Annotated in this window: 25 protein-coding genes; 12 read left to right on the plus strand and 13 right to left on the minus strand. The window is 49.0% G+C overall.

The features are described from left to right. Nucleotides 1–10: 10 nt before the first annotated feature. On the minus strand, nucleotides 11–1,144 hold the full coding sequence (locus FJ444_RS19285; RefSeq protein ID WP_140961202.1) for an efflux RND transporter periplasmic adaptor subunit: 1,134 nt from the start codon (nucleotides 1,142–1,144) through the stop codon (nucleotides 11–13). Nucleotides 1,145–1,270: 126 nt separating this feature from the next. Here FJ444_RS19285 and FJ444_RS19290 point away from each other — a divergent pair, with 126 nt between their 5' ends. Both FJ444_RS19290 and FJ444_RS19295 read left to right on the plus strand, forming a co-directional pair. Then, nucleotides 1,271–1,879: a TetR family transcriptional regulator gene (locus FJ444_RS19290; RefSeq protein ID WP_140961204.1), complete on the plus strand. Its 609-nt coding sequence runs from the start codon at nucleotides 1,271–1,273 to the stop codon at nucleotides 1,877–1,879. Between the two features lie 283 nt (nucleotides 1,880–2,162). Further along, nucleotides 2,163–2,486, plus strand: coding sequence for a TfoX/Sxy family protein (locus FJ444_RS19295; RefSeq protein ID WP_140961206.1), 324 nt, complete (start codon nucleotides 2,163–2,165; stop codon nucleotides 2,484–2,486). Nucleotide 2,487: 1 nt separating this feature from the next. Here FJ444_RS19295 and FJ444_RS19300 read toward each other — a convergent pair whose 3' ends face one another. The 3 genes from FJ444_RS19300 to FJ444_RS19310 all read right to left on the minus strand — a co-directional run bounded on the left by FJ444_RS19300 (nucleotide 2,488) and on the right by FJ444_RS19310 (nucleotide 3,997). Continuing rightward, nucleotides 2,488–2,937 carry a hypothetical protein gene (locus tag FJ444_RS19300; protein WP_140961208.1) on the minus strand — a complete coding sequence of 150 codons (450 nt, stop codon included), beginning with the start codon at nucleotides 2,935–2,937 and terminating at the stop codon, nucleotides 2,488–2,490. Nucleotides 2,938–3,067: 130 nt separating this feature from the next. After that, nucleotides 3,068–3,631: a CBS domain-containing protein gene (locus FJ444_RS19305; protein WP_140961210.1), complete on the minus strand. Its 564-nt coding sequence runs from the start codon at nucleotides 3,629–3,631 to the stop codon at nucleotides 3,068–3,070. A 57-nt stretch (nucleotides 3,632–3,688) separates the two neighbouring features. After that, a complete protein-coding gene (locus FJ444_RS19310; protein WP_140961212.1) occupies nucleotides 3,689–3,997 on the minus strand; it encodes a hypothetical protein in 309 nt (102 codons plus the stop codon). Nucleotides 3,998–4,300: 303 nt separating this feature from the next. On the opposite strand from FJ444_RS19310, the gene FJ444_RS19315 reads away from it, so the two are divergent. Both FJ444_RS19315 and FJ444_RS19320 read left to right on the plus strand, forming a co-directional pair. Continuing rightward, entirely contained in the window at nucleotides 4,301–4,837 is a 537-nt protein-coding gene (locus FJ444_RS19315; protein ID WP_140961214.1) for a cytochrome b, read from the plus strand. A gap of 32 nt (nucleotides 4,838–4,869) precedes the next feature. Continuing rightward, complete coding sequence (locus tag FJ444_RS19320; RefSeq protein WP_140961216.1) at nucleotides 4,870–5,436, plus strand: YceI family protein; 567 nt, start codon at nucleotides 4,870–4,872, stop codon at nucleotides 5,434–5,436. Nucleotides 5,437–5,498: 62 nt separating this feature from the next. Here the strand turns inward: FJ444_RS19320 and FJ444_RS19325 are convergent, their stop codons facing one another. After that, a complete protein-coding gene (locus FJ444_RS19325) occupies nucleotides 5,499–5,849 on the minus strand; it encodes a lactoylglutathione lyase (RefSeq protein WP_140961218.1) in 351 nt (116 codons plus the stop codon). 399 nt (nucleotides 5,850–6,248) lie between these two features. Here FJ444_RS19325 and FJ444_RS19330 point away from each other — a divergent pair, with 399 nt between their 5' ends. Next, nucleotides 6,249–7,607, plus strand: a complete 1,359-nt coding sequence (locus tag FJ444_RS19330; protein ID WP_140961220.1) for an 8-oxoguanine deaminase — start codon at nucleotides 6,249–6,251, stop codon at nucleotides 7,605–7,607. Between the two features lie 34 nt (nucleotides 7,608–7,641). Here FJ444_RS19330 and FJ444_RS19335 read toward each other — a convergent pair whose 3' ends face one another. Beyond that, nucleotides 7,642–8,934, minus strand: a complete 1,293-nt coding sequence (locus FJ444_RS19335) for an NAD(P)/FAD-dependent oxidoreductase (RefSeq protein ID WP_140961222.1) — start codon at nucleotides 8,932–8,934, stop codon at nucleotides 7,642–7,644. Nucleotides 8,935–9,345: 411 nt separating this feature from the next. Between FJ444_RS19335 and FJ444_RS19340 the strand changes: the two genes are divergently transcribed. The 7 genes from FJ444_RS19340 (at nucleotide 9,346) to FJ444_RS19370 (ending at nucleotide 18,715) form a co-directional block, all read left to right on the plus strand. Beyond that, the gene (locus tag FJ444_RS19340; protein WP_219993926.1) at nucleotides 9,346–10,506 is read left to right on the plus strand and encodes a porin; all 1,161 of its coding nucleotides are present in this window, start codon (nucleotides 9,346–9,348) and stop codon (nucleotides 10,504–10,506) included. A 125-nt stretch (nucleotides 10,507–10,631) separates the two neighbouring features. Then, nucleotides 10,632–12,149 (plus strand): aldehyde dehydrogenase family protein, encoded by a 1,518-nt coding sequence (locus FJ444_RS19345; RefSeq protein ID WP_140961224.1) that lies wholly within the window; start codon nucleotides 10,632–10,634, stop codon nucleotides 12,147–12,149. Nucleotides 12,150–12,262: 113 nt separating this feature from the next. Continuing rightward, entirely contained in the window at nucleotides 12,263–13,255 is a 993-nt protein-coding gene (locus FJ444_RS19350; RefSeq protein ID WP_140961226.1) for an ABC transporter substrate-binding protein, read from the plus strand. Further along, nucleotides 13,248–14,003 (plus strand): ABC transporter permease, encoded by a 756-nt coding sequence (locus FJ444_RS19355; RefSeq protein ID WP_140961228.1) that lies wholly within the window; start codon nucleotides 13,248–13,250, stop codon nucleotides 14,001–14,003. Before FJ444_RS19350 ends, FJ444_RS19355 begins: the two co-directional genes overlap by 8 nt. After that, nucleotides 13,994–14,773: an ABC transporter ATP-binding protein gene (locus FJ444_RS19360; RefSeq protein WP_140961230.1), complete on the plus strand. Its 780-nt coding sequence runs from the start codon at nucleotides 13,994–13,996 to the stop codon at nucleotides 14,771–14,773. The genes FJ444_RS19355 and FJ444_RS19360 overlap by 10 nt, the downstream gene beginning before the upstream one ends. A 67-nt stretch (nucleotides 14,774–14,840) precedes the next feature. After that, entirely contained in the window at nucleotides 14,841–16,034 is a 1,194-nt protein-coding gene (gene nosP, locus FJ444_RS19365; RefSeq protein WP_140961232.1) for a nitric oxide-sensing protein NosP, read from the plus strand. Continuing rightward, nucleotides 16,031–18,715 (plus strand): NahK/ErcS family hybrid sensor histidine kinase/response regulator, encoded by a 2,685-nt coding sequence (locus FJ444_RS19370; protein ID WP_140961234.1) that lies wholly within the window; start codon nucleotides 16,031–16,033, stop codon nucleotides 18,713–18,715. The genes nosP and FJ444_RS19370 overlap by 4 nt, the downstream gene beginning before the upstream one ends. Here FJ444_RS19370 and FJ444_RS19375 read toward each other — a convergent pair. The 7 genes from FJ444_RS19375 to FJ444_RS19405 form a co-directional block, all read right to left on the minus strand. Beyond that, nucleotides 18,701–19,114, minus strand: a complete 414-nt coding sequence (locus FJ444_RS19375) for a hypothetical protein (protein ID WP_140961236.1) — start codon at nucleotides 19,112–19,114, stop codon at nucleotides 18,701–18,703. The genes FJ444_RS19370 and FJ444_RS19375 overlap by 15 nt on opposite strands. 55 nt (nucleotides 19,115–19,169) lie before the next feature. Beyond that, a complete protein-coding gene (locus tag FJ444_RS19380) occupies nucleotides 19,170–19,850 on the minus strand; it encodes a YoaK family protein (RefSeq protein ID WP_140961238.1) in 681 nt (226 codons plus the stop codon). A gap of 169 nt (nucleotides 19,851–20,019) precedes the next feature. Next, nucleotides 20,020–20,688, minus strand: coding sequence for a response regulator transcription factor (locus tag FJ444_RS19385; RefSeq protein ID WP_140961240.1), 669 nt, complete (start codon nucleotides 20,686–20,688; stop codon nucleotides 20,020–20,022). An 85-nt stretch (nucleotides 20,689–20,773) separates the two neighbouring features. Further along, the gene (locus tag FJ444_RS19390) at nucleotides 20,774–21,568 is read right to left on the minus strand and encodes an ABC transporter permease (protein WP_140961241.1); all 795 of its coding nucleotides are present in this window, start codon (nucleotides 21,566–21,568) and stop codon (nucleotides 20,774–20,776) included. Beyond that, entirely contained in the window at nucleotides 21,568–22,305 is a 738-nt protein-coding gene (locus FJ444_RS19395; protein WP_140961243.1) for an ATP-binding cassette domain-containing protein, read from the minus strand. Before FJ444_RS19395 ends, FJ444_RS19390 begins: the two co-directional genes overlap by 1 nt. Next, the gene (locus tag FJ444_RS19400) at nucleotides 22,302–23,282 is read right to left on the minus strand and encodes a YVTN family beta-propeller repeat protein (RefSeq protein ID WP_140961245.1); all 981 of its coding nucleotides are present in this window, start codon (nucleotides 23,280–23,282) and stop codon (nucleotides 22,302–22,304) included. The genes FJ444_RS19395 and FJ444_RS19400 overlap by 4 nt, the downstream gene beginning before the upstream one ends. A 1-nt stretch (nucleotide 23,283) precedes the next feature. Next, nucleotides 23,284–24,420: an ABC transporter substrate-binding protein gene (locus FJ444_RS19405; protein WP_181405239.1), complete on the minus strand. Its 1,137-nt coding sequence runs from the start codon at nucleotides 24,418–24,420 to the stop codon at nucleotides 23,284–23,286. Nucleotides 24,421–24,451 lie beyond the last annotated feature (31 nt).

Below are 24,451 nucleotides of genomic sequence, written 5' to 3' on the forward strand. Positions count from 1 at the left end.
GGTCCTGTTATTAAGCGTCTTTCGACAATGGAATAGCCATGACTTTGGCACCGGGACGAAGCTTGTGATAGCCCGCTACAATAATCTGCTCACCTGCGGCCAAGCCGTTGCTTACCTGCCAGTTGCCGTCGAACGCTTGTAGTACGCCTATGCTGCGAAGCTCAGGGTTATCACCGTTCACAACCCACACTGATAAACTGCCGTCAGGTTGACGAATCGTGGCGCGCTGCGGTACTACCAACGCACTGGTGTCAGCTAAATGAATAATGGCACGCACATATAAACCAGGTAACAGGATATTATCCGGATTGGGGAAGCGGGCGCGAATAGTAACCGAACCGGTAGACTCATTTACGATCACTTCTGAAAACTCAACGGTACCTTCAAGGCCCGCCAAAGACTGGTGTGATCCTGGAATGGATAACCCCACAGTTAAACTGCCTTTGTCACGCAGTGCCATTTGCAAACCGATGGCTTGCTCGCTGGATACCTGAACGTCAACATACACAGGATCAAGTTGGGTAATGGTGGCCAGTGGATCGGTTTGGTTTGCCGTTACCAGCGCGCCTTCAGTGTAGAAAGTACGACTGATGCGGCCACTAATTGGCGCATACACCTTGGTGTAGTCCATATTCACTTCAGCCAGCGATACCTGCGCTTCAGCTACACTCACCGCAGCCATAGCCTGATCCAGTTGCGCCACAACGTCATCGTACTCCTGGCCACTGATCGCATTAATTTTCATCAGGTCTTTATAGCGGGCGGCTTTTGCTTTCAGTGTTTTTACGTTTGCATTCGCCGAGGCTACATCCGCATTAGCACTGGCAAGCGCAGCTTTGTACTGTAAGTCGTCTATCTGGTATAGCTGCTGGCCTTTTTCAACCACTGTACCCTGTTCAAACAGGCGCTTAGTGATAACACCGGTTACCTGGGGACGCACATGAGACTGGCGAAAAGCACTTACCCGACCAGGCAATTCAAGGGTGGTGGAGACAGTTTGCTGTTCAACAGTGACTACATTCACGGGCACACCCGATGGCGCCCTCTGGCCACCGGCAGCTTGTTGACCGGCAGATTCCTGAGAACAGCCGGTAATAGCGATAACTGACACTGACAGTGCAGCGATAACAAATTTTTTGATCATAAAATTCTTTACTTAGTAAATTCCTGAGGACTGCTGAGACAGGAAAGCTGGACAATTAGGCAACTTAGATATAGTTTAAAATACATTCGTGTATGTATGTTGTCAATCAGACCAAAAAAGTCAAAAATGCGACGAACTAAAGAAGAAGCCGAACAAACCCGTGCTGCTATCCTTGATGCCGCGGTAGATGTCTTTTCAACTCAAGGCGTTACCCGTGCCACACTGGAGCAAATTGCAAAAGCAGCCAATGTGACTCGCGGTGCCGTCTACTGGCATTTCAAAAACAAAACCGACATCTTTATGGCCCTTTACGATGAACTGCATAAGCCGTTCATACAAGAACTGGTAGATGGGTTAGAGAAATCCTACGATGACCCGCTCCACCAGTTGGAAAAGGTGTGTTGCGACCTTACCATCCGGCTCGAAGAAGACCCACATTTACAGCGCGTATTATCGCTGTTTCTGCTCAAATGCGACTACAGTGGAAGCCTGCAGGTTTGCCAGGAAAGGACTCGCATTGCAAAAGAAGAAAAACAGCAGGTTCTTGAAAAATTCTTTGCGAAAGCCCAGGCACAAGGCACCTTGTCAGCCGACTTAGATCCGAAGATTTTAACGACTGCCCTGAACTGCTTTTTCCGCGGTATTGTAGTGGAGTATCTGGAGAATCCTGGTGAGTTTTCACTTATTGAGATGGCACCAAAACTGTTTGGTGTGTTCTTCGGGAAGTGGCGCTAGTCCATACATACGAAAACTCAGGGAAAGTCCCACTAGCCGTAGTCCAGGAAAGGCCAAACAGTGCTCCCGTCTTCCCGGAAAGTGCGAAGCACTTATCCGGGACCTCGGCCCCCATGTTGAAGCTAATCAACCTGTTTAAGTAGGTCCCGGCTCAAGGTCGGGAAGACGAAATTAGAAGGCCGGCAAGACGATATGATGGCCGGCCTCTCATAGAATAAATCGATTGTGATAAAACTGACGAGCGATAAACTATATTACTGCACAGGTAAAGGAATTCAGCCACATGCCAACAAATCAGTTTGCCAACAGCCTGCATGATGTATTCAGCGGCTTGGGGCCTATACATTTAAAAAGGATGTTTGGCGGATATGGTGTGTTTTATCAGGGGAAGATGTTTGCATTGGTAGTCAGCGAGCAGCTTTATATCAAGGCCGATACACACATGCAGCAAGCACTCGCTGAGCGTGGGTATTCACCGTTTACCTATGTTAGACAAGGCAAAACAATAGCATTGAGTTATATGGAAGCGCCGGAAGAGATATTTGAAGATCCCGATGAAGCCACTGAATGGGCCCGTCGGGCTAATGCAGCCGCACTTGCCAGTTGAGTTAAATGGATTCTGAGAAAAACGCCTCTACATCAGCTCTTTCACAACGATAACCATGTTCTGTTACCCAATCCATCGCCTCTTCCAGGGATTCAAAAAATGCAATGGTAGCAGGCAAGTCTTTGTATATCCGTGTCATTTGCATTTTTGCCGTCGTTTTTACCTCGGATTTGCACATCACCACAGCAACATGCCGAAGTCCGGTCTGAATGGCTCTGGCAATTCGAACCTGTAAGTCGCGTTCAGCTTCGGGCACCAGTAAACTTTCACCCTGTAGCATAATAATGTCAGCCCATTTGGTGGCTTTCGTGGAATACACACTCTCACCGTAGCGCAGCCCAAACTGCACAATACACTCCAGATTCCAGGGACCGACTGCGTTGGTAAGCACCAGATCCTGAATCATCTTAAGGCTAAATTCACCATGCTGTTTATTTAAATACTTCGCCACACCTAGTCCTCACTACACCGAGTTACCTAAGTGTAACAAAGAATGAGACGAGGAAAGTATTATTGAGGGAATTTGAGTATAAAGTATAAACAAACGGGGGCAATGCCCCCGAATATCCGTTTATTTAGTTTTAAGCTGCAATAATGTGAGATAAGGCTGCAAACGAAGGCTGGGATTGAATATCCAATGGAACACGCAAAATTCGGGCAATATCACTCACACTGATCACACCGCGAATTTCATGCTTCTTCTTGTCGATCACCAGGCAGTGCATTCTGCCGTTATCCTGCAGGGTATCTACCACATCCTTTACTGTCGCCACTTTCAGCTCATGATAATCAAAAGCCTGCAAAGCAGATTTGGGTTGCATCATATCAACAACCAGTAGTTCTGAGCGCGGCAACCCCAGTTGCACTACGCGTTGGAGAATTTTCTGTTCGGTAATATCCGCCAGCGTAACAATACCCACAAATTGCTCGTGTCTGTCTAAAACCAGTTTCATTTTTACGTGCGATTGACGCATCAGACGCTCAAGTTCAATGGCTCGTACGTTGCCATCGATCACCAGTGGCTGCTGTTCATGAAAGTCGGTAAAAATGCTCAGTGCAGAAGACGATAATTTAACGTGTTCGTAAGCTTCAGGGTGAGCAAGAGTGTCAATAGCTTCAGTTTGGCAAAGTGTTAAACGATGCATGAGTTAATCCTCGAAAAATTCAAAAAAGTTGGCGTTATACGCCGCATTGTCGATTGATTAACTTAAAACTGGAGGGGCTCTTATTGCATTACCGGCAGATAGTGAGGCTAGCTGTAAACCCATATCGTGGGCCAAAATTGCCAACACATACAGGTGTACCTGAGAAGGCAAGCGATAAACCACCGCATCAGGGCTATCGCCTTGCTGCTCAGATCCAATGGCTTCTTCTGCTTCAACGCTAACGGCTTCGAGCAGCACTTCATTAACGCTGCTCCATTGACCATAAATACCCGATGGCGCACCCACACTCATACCCGGCATACCCGCCAGGGCAGTCAGTGTTAGTATGAGTAAAAACGCTTTCATCGAAGAGTACTATTAATGGTAGTTGTATAGCTTAGAGCTAAGATGCGCCTAATCAGTTCCCAAATATACTGCCTTGACGACCAACTGCATAAAAAATTCGCCAGATTGCATTCGACTGAATATAGCCTGGTGACTTGGCCTATTTTTCAATACAAAAATGCAACCAAAGTACACGTTTCGTCCGTTTTTTTAGAATCTTTTACTCGAATTATTGTACTGTTTAAGCTGCAAAGAGTCCGATATTCTGCTTTCATAGCAATGATGTGATAACCCAATTTACGTTGTTTTGTTAAGGAATTTAAAGTGACTACTCCCAAAAACTGGCCATTCTGGCTGATCGCAGTTCACTGGTTAACTGCACTGGTTGTAGCCGGTATGTTTGGCGTAGGGATATGGATGGTAGATTTAACCTACTACAGCGAATGGTACCGCACCGCACCCCATTGGCATAAAAGCGTAGGTATATTACTCGCAGCCGTCACCCTTGCCCGACTGTTCATGCGCTCACGCACTCAGCGTCCCGCCAGGCACGGTAACAAACTGGAACAATGGCTTTCCAGTGTGGGGCATCTGGCTATTTACATACTGTTGCTGGTGATTTTTGTAAGCGGTTATCTGATCTCAACAGCAGATGGGAGAAGTATTGAAGTATTTAATTGGTTCAGCGTACCCGGTGCAGGCGAGTTATTCACCGACCAGTCTGATATTGCTGGCGAAGTGCACGAATACGCAGCGTTCGGGTTAATCGGTCTGGTTGTGATACACGCTCTTGCAGCGTTCAAACATCATTTTATTAGTCGCGATGCGACCCTGTCGCAAATGACAGGCCGTCATCGGTAAATCACACGTTATTTAATTTACAGGAGAGTGAAATGAAAAAATTAGTTATTGGTGCGTTATTAGGATTCTCGTCACTGGCTGCCAATGCCGCTGACTATGTGGTTGATACCAGCGGTGCCCATGCCTCTGTTAACTTTAAAATCCAGCACCTGGGTTATTCATGGTTAACCGGGCGCTTTAATGATTTCAGCGGTAAGTTCAGCTACGACGCAGCGAATCCAACGGCAGCAAAAATTGAAGTTACCATTAAAACAGACAGTATCGATTCAAACCACGCTGAGCGCGACAAGCACTTGCGCGGCAGCGATTTTCTGTCGGTAAGCAAATACCCGGAAGCTAAGTTTGTAAGCACTAAAATTGAAGATTTAGGCAATGGCAAACTGAAAGTTCACGGTGACTTTACCTTACATGGCAAAACTAACGCCATTGTAATTGATGCGCAAAAAATTGGTGAAGGTTCAGATCCATGGGGTGGCTACCGTGCTGGCTTCGCGGGCACGACTACCATTGCCATGAAAGACTATGGCATCGACTACAACCTTGGCCCGGCATCTACCCATGTAGAGCTGTCTTTACACGTTGAAGGCGTTAAGCAGTAATGCTAACGCGCGTTTTCAAGAACACGCTCAAGCCGGATGTTCGCATCCGGCTTTATTATTACTTAGCGGAGCCCGTTCAACTCGGTCATGTGCAGTAACTCATCGCCAGGCCCCCAGACATAAAATACCTTTCCCCACGACTCCTGTTGAATCTCAGATATTTTGGTTTTGTGCTCACTGTTATTACAGCGCTGAAATGCGTCTTCTATGTTATCTACGCAAATTTGTAGCATAAAGTTGTTGGCCAGTTCTGGCTGGTAAAAGCGTTGCAAAAAGAACGTACACTCGCCGTTTTCGCACAACGCCAGGTCGTCGGTAACATATTCCACCGAGAAACCGAGATCGCGGTAAAACGCTTTTGATATATCGTAGTCTTTGCTGGGGACAAAGGCTTTAATATCCAGAACAACCATACTTGCTCCTTACTATGGGCTCACCACCTGACTGTGGTGACCTTCAGTGGCATTAATGAAAGGCCGGTTTTAACCCTAGTACTTTGGTATCGGCTTGTCATTATTTGCCCAAATTGAGAATTAATAAAGTGAAATATACTTGCTAATTAATTGTTACAAAGCCGCTGCCAACACCCTGCTTTCGAGCGAAATAATCCAGTAAAAAGCCGCTGAAAGTCAGGGTAGTTCAACAGCCAAATTGTTAATAAACTTACAATAATTTAACGCAGATAAAATCCACTTTCAGGGTTCAATTTTCGCTCGATTCGCGTACACTGTAGCCAAGTAGTAATACTTCCCTGGATCAGCAGACAGGGCATAACTGAGCTGGCATACCTGAACTGTTAAAGGAGAACCGTTATGCCTGCTACTCAGCGCATTTTTATTAAGAACCCTCTTTGTATTTTCACACCAGATACCGCACAGGCCCCTACAGGTCTGGTGATTGCCAATGGCATCATTGAATCATTGCTGTTTAACAATGACACGCCAAACACCGCTTGCGACCAGGTATTTGACGCTACCGGACTGGTTATCCTTCCTGGTCTAATCAATACCCATCATCATTTTTATCAAACACTTACGCGGGCCTGGGCACCGGTGGTGAATCAGCCATTATTCCCCTGGCTCAAAACCCTTTATCCGGTATGGGCCCGACTCACACCCGACGCACTGCATTTAGCCAGCCAGGTAGCCATGGCGGAACTGTTACTATCGGGATGTACCACCGCAGCCGACCATCACTACCTGTTCCCTGAGGGCCTCAATGATGCCATTGATATTCAGGTAGATGTGGTAAAACAATTGGGTATGCGGGCCATGCTGACTCGCGGTTCAATGAGCCTCGGTGAGGCCGATGGCGGCCTGCCGCCACAGCATACGGTTCAATCCGGCGAAGCCATTTTGAAAGACAGCGAGCGCCTGATTAAGCAATACCACGAACGCGGCCCGAATGCGCAAATTCAGATAGCATTAGCCCCGTGTTCACCCTTCTCCGTCACACGGGAAATCATGCAGCAAAGCGCAGACATGGCCAAAGCCGAAGACGTGCGTCTGCACACGCATCTTGCTGAAACCCTCGACGAAGAAGCATTTTGTCTGAAGATGTTTGGCATGCGCACGGTAGATTATCTGGAAAGCGTAGGCTGGTTGAGTAACCGCACCTGGCTGGCTCACGGCATTCATTTTAACCCGGATGAAATTCGCCGCTTAGGTGAAGCAGGTACCGGAATTTGTCATTGCCCGGTGTCAAATATGCGTTTAGCTTCAGGCATTTGCCCCACGCTGGATCTCATTGACGCCGGTGCACCCATTGGCCTGGGGGTAGATGGGTCAGCGTCTAACGATGCCTCAAACCTCATGTACGAAGCGCGTCAGGCGTTATATTTACAGCGTTTAAAATATGGTGCTCAAGCCATTACCCCTGAAAAAGTGCTGGGTTGGGCAACGGCAGGCTCAGCCACCTTACTGGGCCGAAGCGATATAGGCCGCATTGCAGAAGGTATGGCAGCCGATTTAGCCTGTTTCCGACTGGACGAATTGCGCTTTAGCGGGGCACATGATCCTATTGCTGCATTGTTGCTATGCGGTGCAGAGCGCGCTGAACACGTTATGGTAAACGGCGTTTGGCGGGTAACGGATGGTTGTATAAACGGATTGGATTTACCCGATCTGATAGCACGGCACAAAGCCGCGGCCAGCGCACTGATAGCAGGCTAGCAAGACAGCCCGGCGCGAGCCGGGCTTGTAGAGTTTAGTGAAGCTTTAAACGCGGGCTCACCAGATTACTTACCTTGCGGGTTAGCAGAATCAGTGCGCCTTTCAGCCATCCATGCACGGCAAATAAATGCATGTTATACAACGAAATATAAACCATTTTAGCGAGCCGTCCTTCAATAAACATACTGCTGTTCGACAGCTTGCCCATCAGGCTTCCCACGGTGGAATATTTGCTCAAATGCACCAACGAGCCGTAATCGGTGTACGTGTATTTTTGCAGCGGCTTATGCATAAACAGATTCACCAGATTTTTGGCTACCAGGCTTGCCATTTGATGAGCCGACTGGGCGCGTGGCGGTACCCATTTGCCGTTTTCCTGCAGGAATCCACAGCAATCGCCAATCGCAAAAATCTTGTTATCAACCGTACTTTGCAGTGCCGATGTCACCAGAATCTGATTGGCTTTATTCAGTTCAAACAGTTTCAAATCGGCAATAAAATCAGGCACTTTCACACCTGCCGACCAAACCATTAAATCCGCCTCAATGAGCTTGTCTTCAGCAGTGATAAACCCTGCTTTTTCCACCCGGGCAACCCGCGTGCCTTCCAGCACATCAATCCCGAGTTTGGTGAGCGCTTTGCGCGCCGATGCTGCGATCCGCTCTGGTAAGGCAGGCAAAATGCGGGGGCCAGCTTCCAAAATAGATACTTTCAATCGTTCCGCAGACATCTCCGGCATACCATAGGCACGAGCCAGATTTGCCACATGGTGCAGTTGTGCAGCCAACTCTGTACCAGTAGCGCCAGCACCGACTATGGCAACGTGAATACGGTCTTTATTAGTGCCTTCCTGATTGATCTTAAGCAATTGATTTAACAGGGCGCGATGGAAGCGCTCAGCTTGATTCAATGAATCCAGGCAATAGCAATGCTCGTCTACACCCAGGGTGCCAAAATCATTGGTTACACTGCCAAACGCCAGCACCAGATAGTCGTATTCAACGGTTCGCTCAGGCAGTATTTCCTCGCCATCGTCGTCGTATAATGGATCCAGATAGATACTTTGGTTTTTCTGATCAATAAAGCTCATGTTACCCAGCTGAAACTGGTAATGGTGCTGGGCTGCGTGCATGCGGTAGTCCACGCCGTCGGACGCTTTATTGATGATACCGGCCGCCACTTCGTGCAGCAGAGGCTTCCACACGTGGGTGCGACTGCGATCCACCAGGATAACTTCTGCCAGCTTTTTCTTGCCGAGGGTTTTACTTAAACGGGTAACGAGCTCAAGACCGCCCGCACCACCGCCAACCACAACGATTTTTTTCATAACAGACCTATTAATAAATGTGAATTGGTCTGCACAGACGTTCTGCACAGCTCAATCGACACTCATAAATCAGCAAGATTCGGTGGCGATGAAACCATAATATGTTAACAAACTCGGTAAATACCAGAGGCCATCACATGACATTTTGGGTGCTCAGAATAGCACTTTTCAGTCAGGTAAAAACCCACCTCTTTATCCAGCACTTTAGTAGTACACCTTTAGACCAGCATTCATTGACGACTAAAGTGTGACGCAAAAGGCTCCTTTGTGGAGTACTCAATTTACCCCGCCTAAACAATACTCATTCCAAAGAGTGGCGGCAATGAATCGCTACCGTTTGATGAGAGTGGCAGTGGGATCGAAATAAGTGTTACTCCGCGCAAAATCTAAAAAATATAACGAGGGTTACACATGAAAAATATGAAATTTGCGTATAAACCACTATCCATTGCCTGTCTTACTCTTGCAGCGGCTTCAGCGAATGGTGCAGTGACCATTTATGACGATGCAGAGGTAGCAACCGTGTCAGTAGACGCGTCTTTTAACACATTTTACGTTAATTCTTCGATTGATGGCGGCCCGAATGGCGACCGCGAACAATCACGCGTAAAAATGGGCTTTTTGCCAAACTGGCTGGGTATGAGCTTCAGCAAACAGGTTGGCGACGTAAAAGTAGGCGGTCGTTCTTCGTTTTGGGTAACCATTAACGACAGCAACAGCGGTGTAACCAGCACAGGTATCGACGTGCGTCAGTTCTACGCAACTATCGATGCTGACTGGGGTCAGGTGTTACTTGGCAAAGACTTTACACTGTTCAATCGCAGCAACATCTTTCTTGACGAAATTCTGCTTGGTTACGGCAACGTGAATGACACCCTGGGACTGGTTGATGGTCAGGGCGTGTCGTTCGGTAACATCGGATCGGGTTACACCTATCCCTTCCCGGCATCCCAGATTCGTTATACCTCTCCAACTTTCGCCGGCGGTCTGAAAGTCGCAGTAGCGATGATCGATCCATCACCAGTAAACGGTGCCGCCGACCGCGAAGAGTCTGTTCCACGCATTGAAGGCGAAGTGACCTACAGCAGAGAGTTTGACGGTGGTTCTGTTACCGCATGGGCAGGTTTCCTGAATCAGTCTTCAGAATCGTCTATGGGCGATGTTGACTCCACTGGTACCTCTTACGGCGTAAAAGTGGGCTTCGGCGGCTTCTCATTGCATGCATCAGGCTACAGCGGCGAAGGCATTGGCATTTTACTTGGCCCAACAGAAGCAGCGTTAGGCCTGGCTCAGGTCACCATGTACGACACCGATTACAACGAGCTGGACAGCCAGGGTTACCTGTTACAAGCCTCCTACAAGCTGGACGCTAACCGCTTTGTACTGTCGTACGGCGAAAACGAAATTGAAAACGCTGACTACATTGGTCACGAAGGCATGCAAGCCGCGTGGTTCCACTCGTACAACAGCAACGTAACGTTTGCGGTTGAGTACTCAACCAGTGAATTCAGCGGCATTTTGGGTGAAGAAAAAGCAGACACCCTGGCAGTAGGTGCCATTGTTAACTTTTAAAGCTGTTTGATTGCCAGAAAACAGCTTTGCATTACGGCCGTCGATGCCGTTGCAGGAGGTAAAACGCCTCCTGCGCAATCGACAAACTGGCAACGCTTTTATAATTGATTACCGGAGTAAGCAACATGATCTATGCAGCACCTGGAACAGAGAACTCTGTCGTTACATTTAAACCACGTTATGGCAATTACATTGGCGGTGACTGGGTAGCACCTGTTAAAGGCCAATATTTCAGCAACGTATCACCTGTTAACAACGAAGTATTTTGTGAAATTCCTCGTTCTACAGCAGAAGACATTGAGCTGGCGATGGACGCCGCTCACAAAGCCAAAGCAGCCTGGGGCAAGACTTCCGTAGCAGCACGCTCGAACATCCTGCTGAAAATCGCCGATCGCATCGAAGCAAACCTCGAAAAGCTGGCAGTAGCCGAAACCTGGGATAACGGCAAAGCAGTGCGTGAAACCCTGAATGCTGACATTCCGCTGGCGGCCGATCACTTCCGCTACTTCGCGGGCTGTGTACGTGCACAAGAAGGTTCAATCGGCGAAATTGATGAAAACACTATCGCGTATCACTTCCATGAGCCGCTGGGTGTAGTGGGTCAAATCATTCCCTGGAACTTCCCACTGCTGATGGCAGCGTGGAAACTGGCCCCCGCTCTGGCAGCCGGTAACTGTGTTGTATTAAAGCCAGCTGAACAAACACCTGCGTCAATTCTGGTGTTAATGGAAATCATTGGCGACCTGCTGCCACCGGGCGTACTGAACGTAGTAAACGGTTACGGTAAAGAAGCGGGTCAGGCACTGGCTACCAGCAAGCGCATTGCGAAAATTGCGTTCACAGGATCAACACCAGTAGGTTCACACATTCTGAAATGTGCTGCAGAGAATATCATTCCTTCAACTGTAGAACTGGGTGGTAAGTCTCCTAACATTTACTTCAGCGACGTAATGAAGCACGAAGACGAGTTCCTGAGCAAGTGTGTTGAAGGTACCGTATTAGCCTTCTTCAACCAGGGTGAAGTATGTACGTGTCCGTCACGCGCGCTGATCCAGGAAGATATGTACGACGACTTTATTTCTCTGGTTATTGCCCGTACTCAGCAAATCAAACGCGGCAACCCACTGGATACCGACACTCAGGTTGGTGCGCAGGCATCTGCTGAGCAGTACGACAAGATCCTGGGCTACCTGGAAATTGGTAAGAAAGAAGGTGCAGAAGTATTAATCGGCGGTGGCCCTGCTCACGTAGAAGGCTTCAGCAACGGCTTCTATGTACAACCAACACTGCTGAAAGGCACGAACGACATGCGTGTATTCCAGGAAGAAATCTTCGGCCCGGTTGTAGGTGTAACCACCTTTAAAACCGAAGCAGAAGCGCTGGCCATCGCCAACAACACCGAATTCGGTTTAGGTGCGGGTGTATGGACACGTGATACTAACCTTGCCTACCGTATGGGTCGCGGCATTGAAGCGGGTCGTGTGTGGATGAACTGCTACCACGCTTACCCGGCTCACGCGGCATTCGGTGGATATAAGAAATCAGGGGTGGGCCGTGAGACCCACAAGATGATGCTAGACCACTATCAGCAAACCAAAAACCTGCTGACAAGCTACGACATCAACCCTCTGGGCTTTTTCTAAAAGCGTTGCCATTACTGGCGTAAGTAACGATCTCCGCGTTCGCGCGGAGGTCTTTTCCTGCGTTAGCGAATCACCTGCAGATTCATGCTTACTTTGAGGTTAGAAGTGAACGTATGAGAATCACTGTTCTTATCTCTTATTTGCTACTTTCTATACTGCTCCCTGCAGCACGGGCTGCTGATACACTGCCAGTATTGCGCGTTGGCGTACTCACTTACGGCACCCTTAACTGGGAACTCGACATTGTCAGACAAGACACCCCCGAAGAGGTTGGTTACCAGCTTGAGCTGGTGACATTAGGTTCCCCGCAAGCGTTAACCATTGCCCTGCAAGGCGATGCGGTAGACATGATTGTGGGAGACTGGCTCTGGGCCGCCCAGCAACACGTTAATCAACGAGAATTTTATTTTTATCCTTACTCAACTGCTGCGGGTACGCTGGTAACAGCTTCCACACTGAGCAACCAGTCCGTTAGGGCTCTGGCAGGCAAAACCCTTGGTGTAGCTGGCGGCAAAGCCAATAAAAACTGGATCTTGTACCGCGCTTTTGCGTTGAAGCAATATCAGTTTGATATAGCCACCCAATCCCAAGTGAAGTTTGCAGCGCCCCCCATGCTCAATCAGCTTGTACAGCGCGGCGACATCGACGCAGTGCTTACGTTTTGGCACTACGCTGCCATGCTCGATAGCACCGCATTTACATCGCTGGTTACCATGCAAGAAGTACTTAGTAGCTTTGGTATACACAACGACATCCCGGTACTGGGTTGGCTGTTTAAGCGAGAGTGGGGAGATCAGCACAGTAGCCTGGTGAACGCCTTTTTAAGCCGTTCGTACGCGATACGACAAACGCTGAATGATCAGGATGATGCATGGAAGAACATCAGTTCTTTTACCGAAAAATACCCTGCAGCGGCGCATAATGCGTTAATAAAGGCCTATCGGGAAGGCATACCTACCCAATGGGGGCCAGCAACCTGGCAGGATATGCAAACACTCTTTTCAGTCATTAAACAATATGACGATGAACAGGCACTCACCGGGCAATTGCACAGCATCCCCACATCGATATTTTGGCAAAACAACGTGTTAGCAACACATGAATAAGGCAACCCAATCCTATGCTGCCTTTATTCGCGCCTGTTCACTCGTAGGGCTGGTGTTAATTTGGCAACTGGTGGTTGTAGCAATTGAACCCGACCTGCTGCCATCCCCCCTTACGGTACTCCAAAGCTTATGGACACACATCGAATCGGGTGATCTGCCGCACCATTTAGCTGTTACCCTAAAGCGCATCGCCATCAGTTTTGCTATTGCCATGTTATTAGGCAGTGCGCTGGGCATGCTGATGGGGCGATATAAACACCTCGATTTATGGTTAGACAGCATAGTAACGCTCGCACTGAATATTCCGGCACTGGTAACCATCATTCTTTGTTTTATTTGGTTTGGGTTAAACGAGTTCGCCGCCCTTACCGCCGTGGTACTCAATAAAACACCGAACATTGCCATCACCTTGCGGGAAGGTACACGCGCTATCGACGCCCGATTATTGGCCGTTGGAAGAGCATACCGTGTATCCAGGTTACACACGCTCACCCGCATTTATTTACCACAACTGTACCCGTATTTTTTAGCGGCAGCGCGCAGTGGTCTGGCACTGGTGTGGAAGATTGTGCTGGTTGTTGAGTTGCTCGGATGCAGCAGCGGAGTCGGGTTTCAGCTATCGCTGTTTTTCCAGTTTTTCGACATTACCAGTGTACTGGCCTATACGTTGGCATTTGCCTGTATTATTTTCGCAATAGAAGCAGCCATCCTGCGTCCCTGGGAGCGGAGGGTATTGCAATGGCGTTAGTTTACAGAGCATGCATCGACAAAAAACACTACTTGAATTCTGAGTATTCTAATGAATATCAATCTCCGGTGATCAGCGAGTTTTCACTCACGATTGAGCCTGGTGAATTTGTAGCGCTGACCGGCCCGTCCGGAGCAGGAAAAAGTACGTTACTTAATATTATGGCAGGACTCGATACAGACTATACGGGTTCAATCTGCTATGGCAACAATGCTCACACTGCGCGAGTAGCGCTGATGTTTCAAGAGCACCGCCTGATGCCTTGGTTAACACTGCAAGATAACATTGCGTTGGTAGTGGAAGGCAAGCAAGCGGACCGTATTGAACGCGCCAGATACTGGTTAAACGAGGTGGGGCTGTCGGCCTATCAGCGCTATTATCCGAATGCCCTTTCCGGCGGCATGCTCAAGCGGGCCGCATTAGCGCGGGCATTTGCCTTTGAGCCCGACGTACTCTTACTCGACGAGCCATTCTCGTCTCTGGATATCCATACGGCAGCAGAAATAAAAGAACGTTTATTATTGTTATGGGAAAAGCAGTCCATTTCGGTGTTATTGGTTACTCATGATATCAACGAAGCAGTATCGCTAGCGGACAGAGTTGTGACTGTGAGTCATTCTCCCATGCGGGTTTTGCACAGCATCAGCATTTCTCAAAACCGGCCTCGCCAGCTGAATCACCCTGATATGTCGGCCATCGCAACGCAAGTGAGCACGTGGATATACGATCAGTCAAAACAAATGCCACCAAACCGGCAATCGGTGGGGTAAAAGCAACGTGCTGAACTTGTTAATCAATTGTGAAGCAGATAAAATCAAGCCTTGTCAGGGAGTTTTTATGCTGTCTCAATCTATTCAACACGCTGTTTCCGAAAAGTACGCCCCCGCAGTGGCCAGGGCAGGCTCTGAAAGCCTCGATCCGGTGATTGCGGCAAAAGAAATCTATGCAGCGTTGTCGGGATGTGAAGCAACCTGTGTTGTATTTTATTGCTGTACACGATATCCCCTTGAGCAGCTATCCAAAGAACTCAGTCGTTATTTTGGCAACATCACCGTGATTGGCTGCACATCCGCCGGTGAAATTACGCCTCTGGGCTGCCGTAAACACTCCATCAGCGCCTTTGCACTCAGCAAGCAACATTTTGCGGTAGAAACCGCACTCATTGAAAACCTGGCCGCGTTTTCCAATGCGGATGCCGATAAACTGGTGAGCGGTATGCTTGAGCAACTCAAAGGTAAGGCCGTGTCTGAAGGTCCCATTGAGCAGCATTGTTTTGGGCTTACCTTGCTGGATGGCTTATCGATCCGCGAAGAACTGGTAATTAACGCCCTTAATCTGAGTATGCAGGATATCCCACTGGTAGGCGGCTCGGCAGGTGACGACCAACACTTTGTGGATACCCAGATATTTTATAACGGCCGTTTTTACAGCCATGCTGCCGTCTTCATGCTGGTTAACACTAATTGTCAGTTTGAGGTGTTCAGTTATCACCACCTCGCACCGGAAGAAGATAAGCTGGTAGTAACACAAACAGCGCCGGGTCAGCGCATTGTTGAGGAATTCAACGCCGAACCGGCGGCATTGGAATATTGCAGAATCAATGGACTCAAACTGGAAGAACTCACTTCCGAAGTGTTTGCCATGAATCCGCTGGCGGTACAACTTGGCGATCAGCTGTACATCCGCAGTATCCAGCAAGTTAACGATGATCTGAGCCTGACCTTTTTCTGTGCCATCGATGCCGGGATTGTACTTACCAGAATGCAATCGAGTGGCCTGCACGCACATACCGCCATGGTGCTGAAGGAGCTGCAACAGCGCCTTGGTAACATCGATTTATTGATTGGTTTTGACTGTATTCACAGACGTGCTGAAATCGACAAGTTGGATTTGTGTGAGTCGATGTCGTCACTTTATCGCGATCACCACATGATTGGATTTAATACCTACGGCGAGCAAATTAACGGCTTACACCTGAATCACACCTTTACCGGTGTAGCCATTGGAGCACCGCTGCGGAGCGCGTCTTGAGCAAACTTGTCAATGCCGATGTAACTTCTACACCGCCGCCTATAGAAGCCGAAAATCCCTCTGATGAGCTGGAACGCCTTCGATACGAGAACGAAAAGCTCAAAAAAATCAATAAAGTACTTATGCGTCGTGTCGAAATGGGTTGGGGTAATCACTCCGACGCATACCAGTCTTTTGAAGACGCAGCCATGCTGGCAGACAAGGTAAAAGAACGTACCTACCGCTTACAGCAAACCCTGCATCGGCTGGAAGAATCCAATAAAGAATTGGAACAAGCCAGATACGAAACAGAAAAAAGCCAAATCCAGGCAGAACAAGACCGGCAACGCCTGCGCGATGCCATTGAAAGCATTTCTGACGCCTTCGCCCTGTTCGACGCAGATCGCAAAATGGTAATGGTAAACAGTCGGTGTGCCGACTTCTGGCGCCAGCACAACATTCATTTTGAACTGGGGATCACCACTTTTCAGGAAATTACCGCCGCGTCGCTGGTAGTGGTAGACAAAGACGCAAAGGCACAAAAGAAAGTCAGTGTGCATCACGAGCCCATTACGCAAACCATTTTTAAACTGCGCGATGGCACCTGGATTCAAATGCAGGAGCGCCTTACACACGACGGTGGTTTGGTCGTGGTGTATACCGACATCACGTCAATCAAACTGGCGGAAGAACTGCGTTACGAAACCGCCATGACCGAACAGGCAGAACTGCTGAAAGCGACCCTGGAAAACATGTCACAGGGCGTGGTTCTGATTAACGCTAACGGCGAACTGGAAACCTGGAACCAGCAGTTTTTAACGTTTATTGGCCTGCCCGACTCAAAGGTTACGCGGGGTGAAGACTTTGCCGCACTGATGTCGCAAACACCCGCGGCGCAAACTCTGTATCGGGCCCTCACGTTAGATCAGGCACACGACACCCCCTTTGTGGAAGTAGAAACTGTACTGGCAGATGACCTGGTATTACTCAACCGACGAAGCCTTATTTCGTCTGGCGGCATGTTGTTTACCTTTGCCGATATCACTGAGCGAAGCCGCAGCCAGCAAGCATTGAAAGAAAGTGAACAGCGCATTCGCCTAATAACCGATGCCATGCCAGCGCTCATCTCCTACGTTAACAAAGATCACTGCTATGAGTTCGTAAACCGCGAATTTGAAAAGTGGTTTAACCGGTCGCGCAAAGACATTATTAATCATCACCTGAGTGACGTACTCGGTGAAAAAGAATACAACACACTGTCGATACACATTGCCCGCGCTATGCTTGGTCAGGCTGTTAACTTTGAAATTGAACACAGCCGGGACCCCGACAACGTGCGGATCTCGAATAAAACCTATATTCCCCACTTCGATGAACAGCGCAATGTAATTGGTTTTTTCGCTCTTGAGCAGGATGTAACCGAACAGCGACGCACCGCACGCGCGCTGAAACACGCCTACGACTACATGGAGCAGCGGGTTAACCAACGTACCAAGAAGATTTCCGAAATAAACCTGCAGTTGCGCAACGAAATTGAAGACCGTCAGTTGGCCGAAGTAAAATTACTGGAAGCTAAACGCGAAGCAGACAAAGCGAACGAATCCAAATCGCGCTTCCTTGCAGCCACCAGCCACGACTTACTCCAGCCAATGAATTCAGCCAGGTTGTTTGCCGATGCGTTAAACGATTTATCGCTGAGCGACGAAGCCCAGAAGCTCATGACATCACTGAGCTATTCGCTGGAAAATCTGGAGTCGCTGATAAGCGCCCTGGTAGATATTTCCAAGCTGGAAGCGGGCTTGATTGAGCCCGTGCTGGACGATTTTGAAATCGACGACCTCATTAGCAACATGGCAGCGGAATTTGCGCCACAGGCAAAATCCAAAGGGTTGAAGTTTAAAGTAAAAACCACTCAAAAACTGGTGCATTCCGACAACTACCTATTGGCCCGTATCCTGCGTAATCTGTTGAGCAATGCGCTGCGTTACACCAATGAAGGCGGTATATTGCTGGGTGTTCGTCGGCGCAAACAGGGCGTGCAAATTCAGGTTATCGATACCGGTATTGGCATTCCTCACGACAAACTTTCTGAGATTTTCCGCGAATTTAACCGCCTGGATGCCAAAAAACGCCGTCACGACAAAGGGCTTGGGCTCGGTCTGGCAATCGTTGAGCGGCTAGCCAGTGTGATGGGCCTGGCGATTTCGGTGCGTTCTGTGGAAGGCAGAGGCTCAAGTTTTAGTCTTACCCTTCCCTATGCCGATACTACCAATCAGCCAGCCAAACCGACACCCGCGCCATTGATTGACCGCTTTAACGACAAGCTTGAAGGGGCGCGTATCCTGTTAATCGATAATGATGAAGAGATCTGCAAAGGCATGGAAACCGTGCTGGGCAGCTGGCATTGTAATGTAACCTCAGTGCAGACACTGGAAGAACTCAACGATCCGGAGTTTTTGGCGGAGCTGGACCCGCAACTGATTATTGCCGACTACCATCTGGACGACGGCGATACCGGTTTTGACGCACTGGCGATTACCCGCGAACATTTACAACCGCATCCACCAGTGATCATGATCACCGCCAATTACACCAATGAACTACGCCAACAGGTACGCGAGCAGGGTTATTCGCTGCTGAATAAACCCGTTAAGCCTCACAAAATGAAACTGGCGCTGTCTAACCTGTTATCCAATCAGTAAAGCAGCCACGATAATCAATGCTTCCAGTGCCACATAAGGGTACATCACGGTAGGTCGCAATGATTGCTTCACATATTCAGCGATCAGCGCGCCACCTGAATTAGCCTGAGCTAAATATGCCGAATTAAACTGGCAATCAGTGGTAGCACCCAACGCGCGGATCTCAGCTTCAATAGCCAGCAAACGCTGCTCAAAACGCCCCTGAAAGGTTTTCCAAATACCATCCTGAAGCCATAACACGCCAATTAACGCCATCGCAATCAAAGTGGGCAACTGCGTAAGCAGGGCAATTGCAGTAAGCAACACGGCCGACAGTTTTATCATCAGACTGTATTTTTCGTAACTGTCGAACTGATTCTGCAGTGTTTGCCACTCCAGTGACAACTTCTCTTGTGTCATAGGGTTATGTCCTTATTACAATGTGCAAAGTGAACGATTATTAGCGCCTAACCAACTACGCCGTATTTTTTATACCACTGGCTTGCTTGTTCACGTAATGGCGATATACCAGAGCAAGTACAATACACATGCCGGCTGGCACAAACAACGCGTAAAACAGCCACATCCGGAAATACCATGCCCCACACGTACCGCCCACTATAAACCCAACAATAATACATAAGAACAGTCGGGCCTTGCGTTTATCGAATGCCTCACCGCGAATAGCAGAGCCCAGCATGATACCCAAATCGGTAAATATGCCGGTGAGGTGGGTAGTGCGGATCACCGCACCACTGTATTTGGTAGCCAGGGCATTTTGTAATCCGCAGGCGGCTGACGCAAACAAATGGCCGTAAAAAGAATGCGATAAAAGGAGCCAGGCACCTATGATCAGCAGCCCAGCTTCGCAATATAACGCGGTGTCGTAGTGCCGGCCGAGTTTTAAGGTGGAATCGTGCAGCAAGTAGCCCGACACTGCAGCCCCCCCAAGAAATGCAACCAGCACACTGATCAGATTCAGCGTTTGTTGCATACTAGCGTTGAGTAGCCCCACACCCACCTGCGTTGCAGTACCGGAGACATGTGACACAGGCTGATGCTCAAAGCCCAACAATCCCACCGCATTCACATAACCTGCAATCAATGCAAGCACAAACGCGCCTGATTCAACCCACTTGGGCAATCGCGAAATCACTACACTTCTCCCGGCAATTACCATCAGCACAATAGCTAGGATTAGTTATACACCGAAAGCTTAAGACTACAAAAGGGGGATGGGGATCGCGTTAAACTTAGGCTGGAGCAGACAGAGCGGATAGTGGCACTACCCGCTCGGCTTACGTGTTGCCCCAAAGCAAATGCGTTTAGTTGCGCATTAAATACTGATTAAAGTCGATACTGGCAGCACATAGGGCGGCCTGAATGCGGTTGTGTACGTTCAGCTTGGTCAAAATGGCAGACACATGGGCCTTCACTGTGGTTTCGGCAATATTAAGCTCGTAGGCAATCTGCTTGTTGGACTTGCCCTTTGCAATGCACTCAAACACCAGCAACTGGCGTCTTGTTAACGCCCCAATCAGTTTTGGATCGATTTGCTGAGAAGCGTGATCATCGCGCGTTTTACTGGTACCACCTTTACGGATAATATCGGGTGGCAGGTATACCTGGCCAGACAACACTTGTTGCAGTGCGGCCACGATTTGCTCGCAACTGGACGACTTGGTAATAAAGCCTACCGCACCGTAGGTAAACGCTTGTAGTACCACGTTTTTGTCTTCTTCGGCAGACACAATCACAATGGGAATTTCCGGATACTGATTGCGAAAACGCACAATGCCGTTGAGGCCGTCCATACCCGGCATATTCAGGTCGAGTAAAACCAAATCAATATCAGGATTTTCTTCGGCAGTATTAAGCGCCTCTTCCAGATCGGTACAACTGATCGTTTTGGTATCAGGAATATTACGCTCCACGAAATCCGTGATGGCGTACTGGAACAAGGGATGGTCATCTGCAACTAATATTTCTACCATGTTTTTCGCCCTGCTTAATTATTATTTAGTTATATTAATGGATGTGGACCTGTTTCGCGAATCTGCCACACCCGTGTGCGCGGCCTCAGCCACCTGCTTTGCGGCGTACCATGCCACGCTTGGGGTCGTAGCCCCAAATTGCCAGTCCTGTGAACGCCAGAGTACAACCCAAGGTTACTGCTAACGCCTGAACGTTAAACTGGCTGTACATGGCAAAGCGTATTAACTCCACTGCATGAGTAAACGGATTGAACAGACATAGCTGATAAAGCCATTCACTCGACTCCTGCATTTTCCACAATGGGTACAGTGCCGAAGAGAGGAAAAACATGGGAAACACCACAAAATTCATCACTCCGGCAAAATTCTCAAGTTGCTTAATAAACGATGACAGTAACAATCCCAGCGCGCCCAGCATCAAAGCCGTAAGCAGTAACGCTGGTAACACCAGCACATAACCCGCTGGCTCAGCCTGCACATCCAGCAGCCAGGCAATCACAAAAAAGGCATACACCTGAAGCGTAGAAATTAACGCACCTGCCATCAGTTTGCATACCAGTAAATATGATCTGGGCATGGGGCTGGTAAGCAGCACTTTCATACTGCCCATTTCGCGGTCGTACACCATCGATAGCGAGCTTTGCATACCATTGAATAACATGATCACACCGGCAAGTCCCGGCATGATATACACTTCATAGGTTATGTAGGTTTCGTAGGGCGGTATAATCGCTACCCCTAATGCCGCGCGAAACCCCGCCGCAAATACCACCAGCCACAACAGTGGCCGAACTAATGCACTCAACAACCGCGAACGCTGCTGCCAGAAACGCAGTAATTCGCGGGTTAAAATCCCCAGAAAACAGGTGAAGTACACCATTATTGCTCTCCACCGATGTGCATTTGACGATAGAGTTGCTGCACCGAATCAACGCCCAGTGATGCCATGGCTTCTTGACACCGCTGCTGAAGCTTAACCTGTCCATTCAACAACACAATTAACTCATCGTTTGGCTTCACTTCGTCGATCAAATGCGTCGACGACAAAATGGTAATCCCCTCATGGCTACACAACTCGCGCAAATGCGCATTCATGGCATCGCGGGTATTCTGGTCGAGCCCTACAGTGGCTTCATCGAGCAGCAGCAACCTGGGTTTGTGCAGCAATGCCCGGGCAATTTCAACGCGGCGACGATGGCCGCCATTTAACGCGCGTACTTTGTCTTTCTGCCGGTTGGCCAGGTCAAAGCGAGTCAGTTCTTCCTGAATTCGCTGGCGGGTGAGCTTTCCCGGCATACCTTGTAAACTGGCGTGATAGCGTAGATTTTGCTCAACCGTTAAGTCAAGATCCAGGGTGGGCTGCTGGAATACAATACCCAATTGCTTTAACGCATAACGGGTATGTTGCTGGGTGTCTTTTCCCATCAGATGTAACGACCCACTTACCGGGCGCAGCAACTGGCAAATCAGCGAAAACAGCGTACTTTTGCCCGCACCGTTCGGCCCAAGCAACGCATAATACTTTCCCGGTTGCAGTGATACCGACACATCACTCAACACCGGTTTGTTACCGTATTGAAAGCCAAGCTGATGAATTTCCAGCACCGCTTCACTCATGGTTTTACTACCACACCCCAGGGATAACGCCCGGCTTTTATGGTTTTCACTACTTTGAGTTTGTTTACGTCTATCACCGACACATCGCCGCTTACTCCATTGGTAGTGAGCAGCTTAGACTGATTGTCGGCAAAGGCCAACTGCCATACGCGACGACCAACCAGTAAGTAATCCAGTACCTCATAAGTGTTGGCGTTGACTACCGCCACATGGTTGGCAGGGCCAAGGGCGATAAAGGCATATTTACCGTCGTCGGTAAGCTTTATGCCTACCGGTTGAATTTTGTCGCGGTGTACGCCGGGAATAGCAAAGCGAATGGTGTGATTAATCGACCGGGTTGCCGTGTCAATAACAGCAACCGTGCCTCCAATTTCCGCAGACGCCCATACCAGGCTACCCTCTTTGCTAAATTCCACATGACGCGGCCGCTGGTCTACCAACGTATTATCTGCCAGCTCGTGGGTACTGGTATCAATCCAGTGCAGCATATTGGTGGTTTCAGAGGTATTAATCACCCACTTACCATCCGGGCTCACCGCCATACCCTCTGGCTCAATGCCCACATCAATCTGCGCAATAACGGTTCGAGACTCGGTATCCACTACCGTTACTACCGCGCTATCTTCATTGGCGATGTATAGATGGCGGTTGTTGGGGTGCAGGGCGAATTGCTCTGGATCCTCGCCTGACGGCAGGTTGTGTAATATGCGGTTAGTGGCTACATCCATTACCTGCACAGCGTCTGATTCGCTGGCACAGATATACAGATACTTATAATCCTGGCTGAAAATAATGCCTCTGGGGCGCATGCCCACATCTACGGTATTGATTACTTCCAGCGTGTTAGTATCAATTACGGTTAACGTATCGCTTTTCTCATTCGATACATACGCTGTATCGGCCAGTACCGATAATGGCAGCATCAACAGGCTGACCAGCGACAGTTTGGTTAAATGGGTTACATTGCACAGATTCATACTACTTCGCCATGTTGCAACGCACTTCGGGTTTGTCGAACCCCAGTGTGTCTAAATCGGTAACCGGATGCATATAGCCATCCAGCGGTAACAGTGCCGTGAGTCCATTCGGATGCACCAGAGGAATGGGCTGCCTTAGCTGACCACTCCACGCCCTAAAACTCAGTTTTCGCCCTTTAAAGGCGGCTAATTCAAAACCATCACTGATCAGGTAGTCGTATAGTGCACCGGGTGCAACCGACTTAGTTCTGGTGACCGCCTCGCTGATCGCGCGAACTGCCAGCCAGGCAGCATAGTCAGACTCGGTCATTTCACGGGCAAACTGGCTGTAAAACCGATTCTGCAATTGTGTTGCGCCCCACTGTTCCAACGTCCAGTGCCAGCCTGTCGGCACTAACCCTTCTGTACCAACAACAGGCCGGGGTAACCAGGTATTACCCGGAAAGTACTTGTCGAACGCGTGCTGTTCATCGGCTACCACCACCACATCATAGTCGTCGTGCTGGGTAAACAACGGAATCTCCTGTTGCGCCACGCGGCGTAAATCGGTGTCGAATGACCAGTTCTTCTGTTCAACAATTTTGGCTCCAAAGCGTTTTGCTGCGCGCTGTAAAGCGCTCAAATACGCCTGATCATCTTTGGTATTGCCTGCCACCACAAACCACTCACGCCAACGGCGCGACATGAGATACTGCGTCATCGCATCGGCCAACATGGCGCGACTTGGCACAGTATGCAGCAGCCTGGCCCTGCACTGAGACTGTCTAAGTGCATCGTCGCGATTACTCACATTCATTACCAGCGCACCATGGCTTAACACAGCGTTGCTGATGGCACTAAATTCACTTTCCGGCACATCAACCAATACTGCGACCGGGGCATCCTGCGCCGCAAACAAGGCATTCAGTTGGCTTATCAACTCACCAGTATTGCTACCTTCTACTACCGTTAACTGATAGTGCTGTTTTAAAAACCGGCCAGTGGTGTTGCTATCGTCAATAGCCAGTGTTGCACCTGCCAGCGTTTTGTTGCTAGCCGCTTGCTTAAGCAACAGGGGTTCGGCTGACACATCCTGGCGCTGCTGCACATACAAAATGTTGATATTTTGAACAGCCGCCTGGGCACTTTGTTGCCACAAAAATAGCCAGCACAGCCCTTTTGTAGTGATG

It is taken from the genome of Aestuariibacter sp. GS-14 (assembly GCF_006494365.1).
GTDB lineage: Bacteria > Pseudomonadota > Gammaproteobacteria > Enterobacterales > Alteromonadaceae > Alteromonas > Alteromonas mangrovi.

What these genes read in the sequence shown, in the direction of transcription:
- FJ444_RS19375 (WP_140961236.1), bottom strand. Translation starts at nt 19,114, where the DNA reads ATGACACAAGAGAAGTTGTCACTGGAGTGGCAAACACTGCAGAATCAG.
- FJ444_RS19285 (WP_140961202.1), bottom strand. Translation starts at nt 1,144, where the DNA reads ATGATCAAAAAATTTGTTATCGCTGCACTGTCAGTGTCAGTTATCGCT.
- FJ444_RS19305 (WP_140961210.1), bottom strand. Translation starts at nt 3,631, where the DNA reads ATGCATCGTTTAACACTTTGCCAAACTGAAGCTATTGACACTCTTGCT.
- FJ444_RS19310 (WP_140961212.1), bottom strand. Translation starts at nt 3,997, where the DNA reads ATGAAAGCGTTTTTACTCATACTAACACTGACTGCCCTGGCGGGTATG.
- FJ444_RS19345 (WP_140961224.1), top strand. Translation starts at nt 10,632, where the DNA reads ATGATCTATGCAGCACCTGGAACAGAGAACTCTGTCGTTACATTTAAA.
- FJ444_RS19385 (WP_140961240.1), bottom strand. Translation starts at nt 20,688, where the DNA reads ATGGTAGAAATATTAGTTGCAGATGACCATCCCTTGTTCCAGTACGCC.
- FJ444_RS19320 (WP_140961216.1), top strand. Translation starts at nt 4,870, where the DNA reads ATGAAAAAATTAGTTATTGGTGCGTTATTAGGATTCTCGTCACTGGCT.
- FJ444_RS19325 (WP_140961218.1), bottom strand. Translation starts at nt 5,849, where the DNA reads ATGGTTGTTCTGGATATTAAAGCCTTTGTCCCCAGCAAAGACTACGAT.
- FJ444_RS19295 (WP_140961206.1), top strand. Translation starts at nt 2,163, where the DNA reads ATGCCAACAAATCAGTTTGCCAACAGCCTGCATGATGTATTCAGCGGC.
- FJ444_RS19335 (WP_140961222.1), bottom strand. Translation starts at nt 8,934, where the DNA reads ATGAAAAAAATCGTTGTGGTTGGCGGTGGTGCGGGCGGTCTTGAGCTC.
- FJ444_RS19395 (WP_140961243.1), bottom strand. Translation starts at nt 22,305, where the DNA reads ATGAGTGAAGCGGTGCTGGAAATTCATCAGCTTGGCTTTCAATACGGT.
- FJ444_RS19290 (WP_140961204.1), top strand. Translation starts at nt 1,271, where the DNA reads ATGCGACGAACTAAAGAAGAAGCCGAACAAACCCGTGCTGCTATCCTT.
- FJ444_RS19330 (WP_140961220.1), top strand. Translation starts at nt 6,249, where the DNA reads ATGCCTGCTACTCAGCGCATTTTTATTAAGAACCCTCTTTGTATTTTC.
- FJ444_RS19340 (WP_219993926.1), top strand. Translation starts at nt 9,346, where the DNA reads ATGAAAAATATGAAATTTGCGTATAAACCACTATCCATTGCCTGTCTT.
- nosP (WP_140961232.1), top strand. Translation starts at nt 14,841, where the DNA reads ATGCTGTCTCAATCTATTCAACACGCTGTTTCCGAAAAGTACGCCCCC.
- FJ444_RS19355 (WP_140961228.1), top strand. Translation starts at nt 13,248, where the DNA reads ATGAATAAGGCAACCCAATCCTATGCTGCCTTTATTCGCGCCTGTTCA.
- FJ444_RS19400 (WP_140961245.1), bottom strand. Translation starts at nt 23,282, where the DNA reads ATGAATCTGTGCAATGTAACCCATTTAACCAAACTGTCGCTGGTCAGC.
- FJ444_RS19350 (WP_140961226.1), top strand. Translation starts at nt 12,263, where the DNA reads ATGAGAATCACTGTTCTTATCTCTTATTTGCTACTTTCTATACTGCTC.
- FJ444_RS19390 (WP_140961241.1), bottom strand. Translation starts at nt 21,568, where the DNA reads ATGGTGTACTTCACCTGTTTTCTGGGGATTTTAACCCGCGAATTACTG.
- FJ444_RS19360 (WP_140961230.1), top strand. Translation starts at nt 13,994, where the DNA reads ATGGCGTTAGTTTACAGAGCATGCATCGACAAAAAACACTACTTGAAT.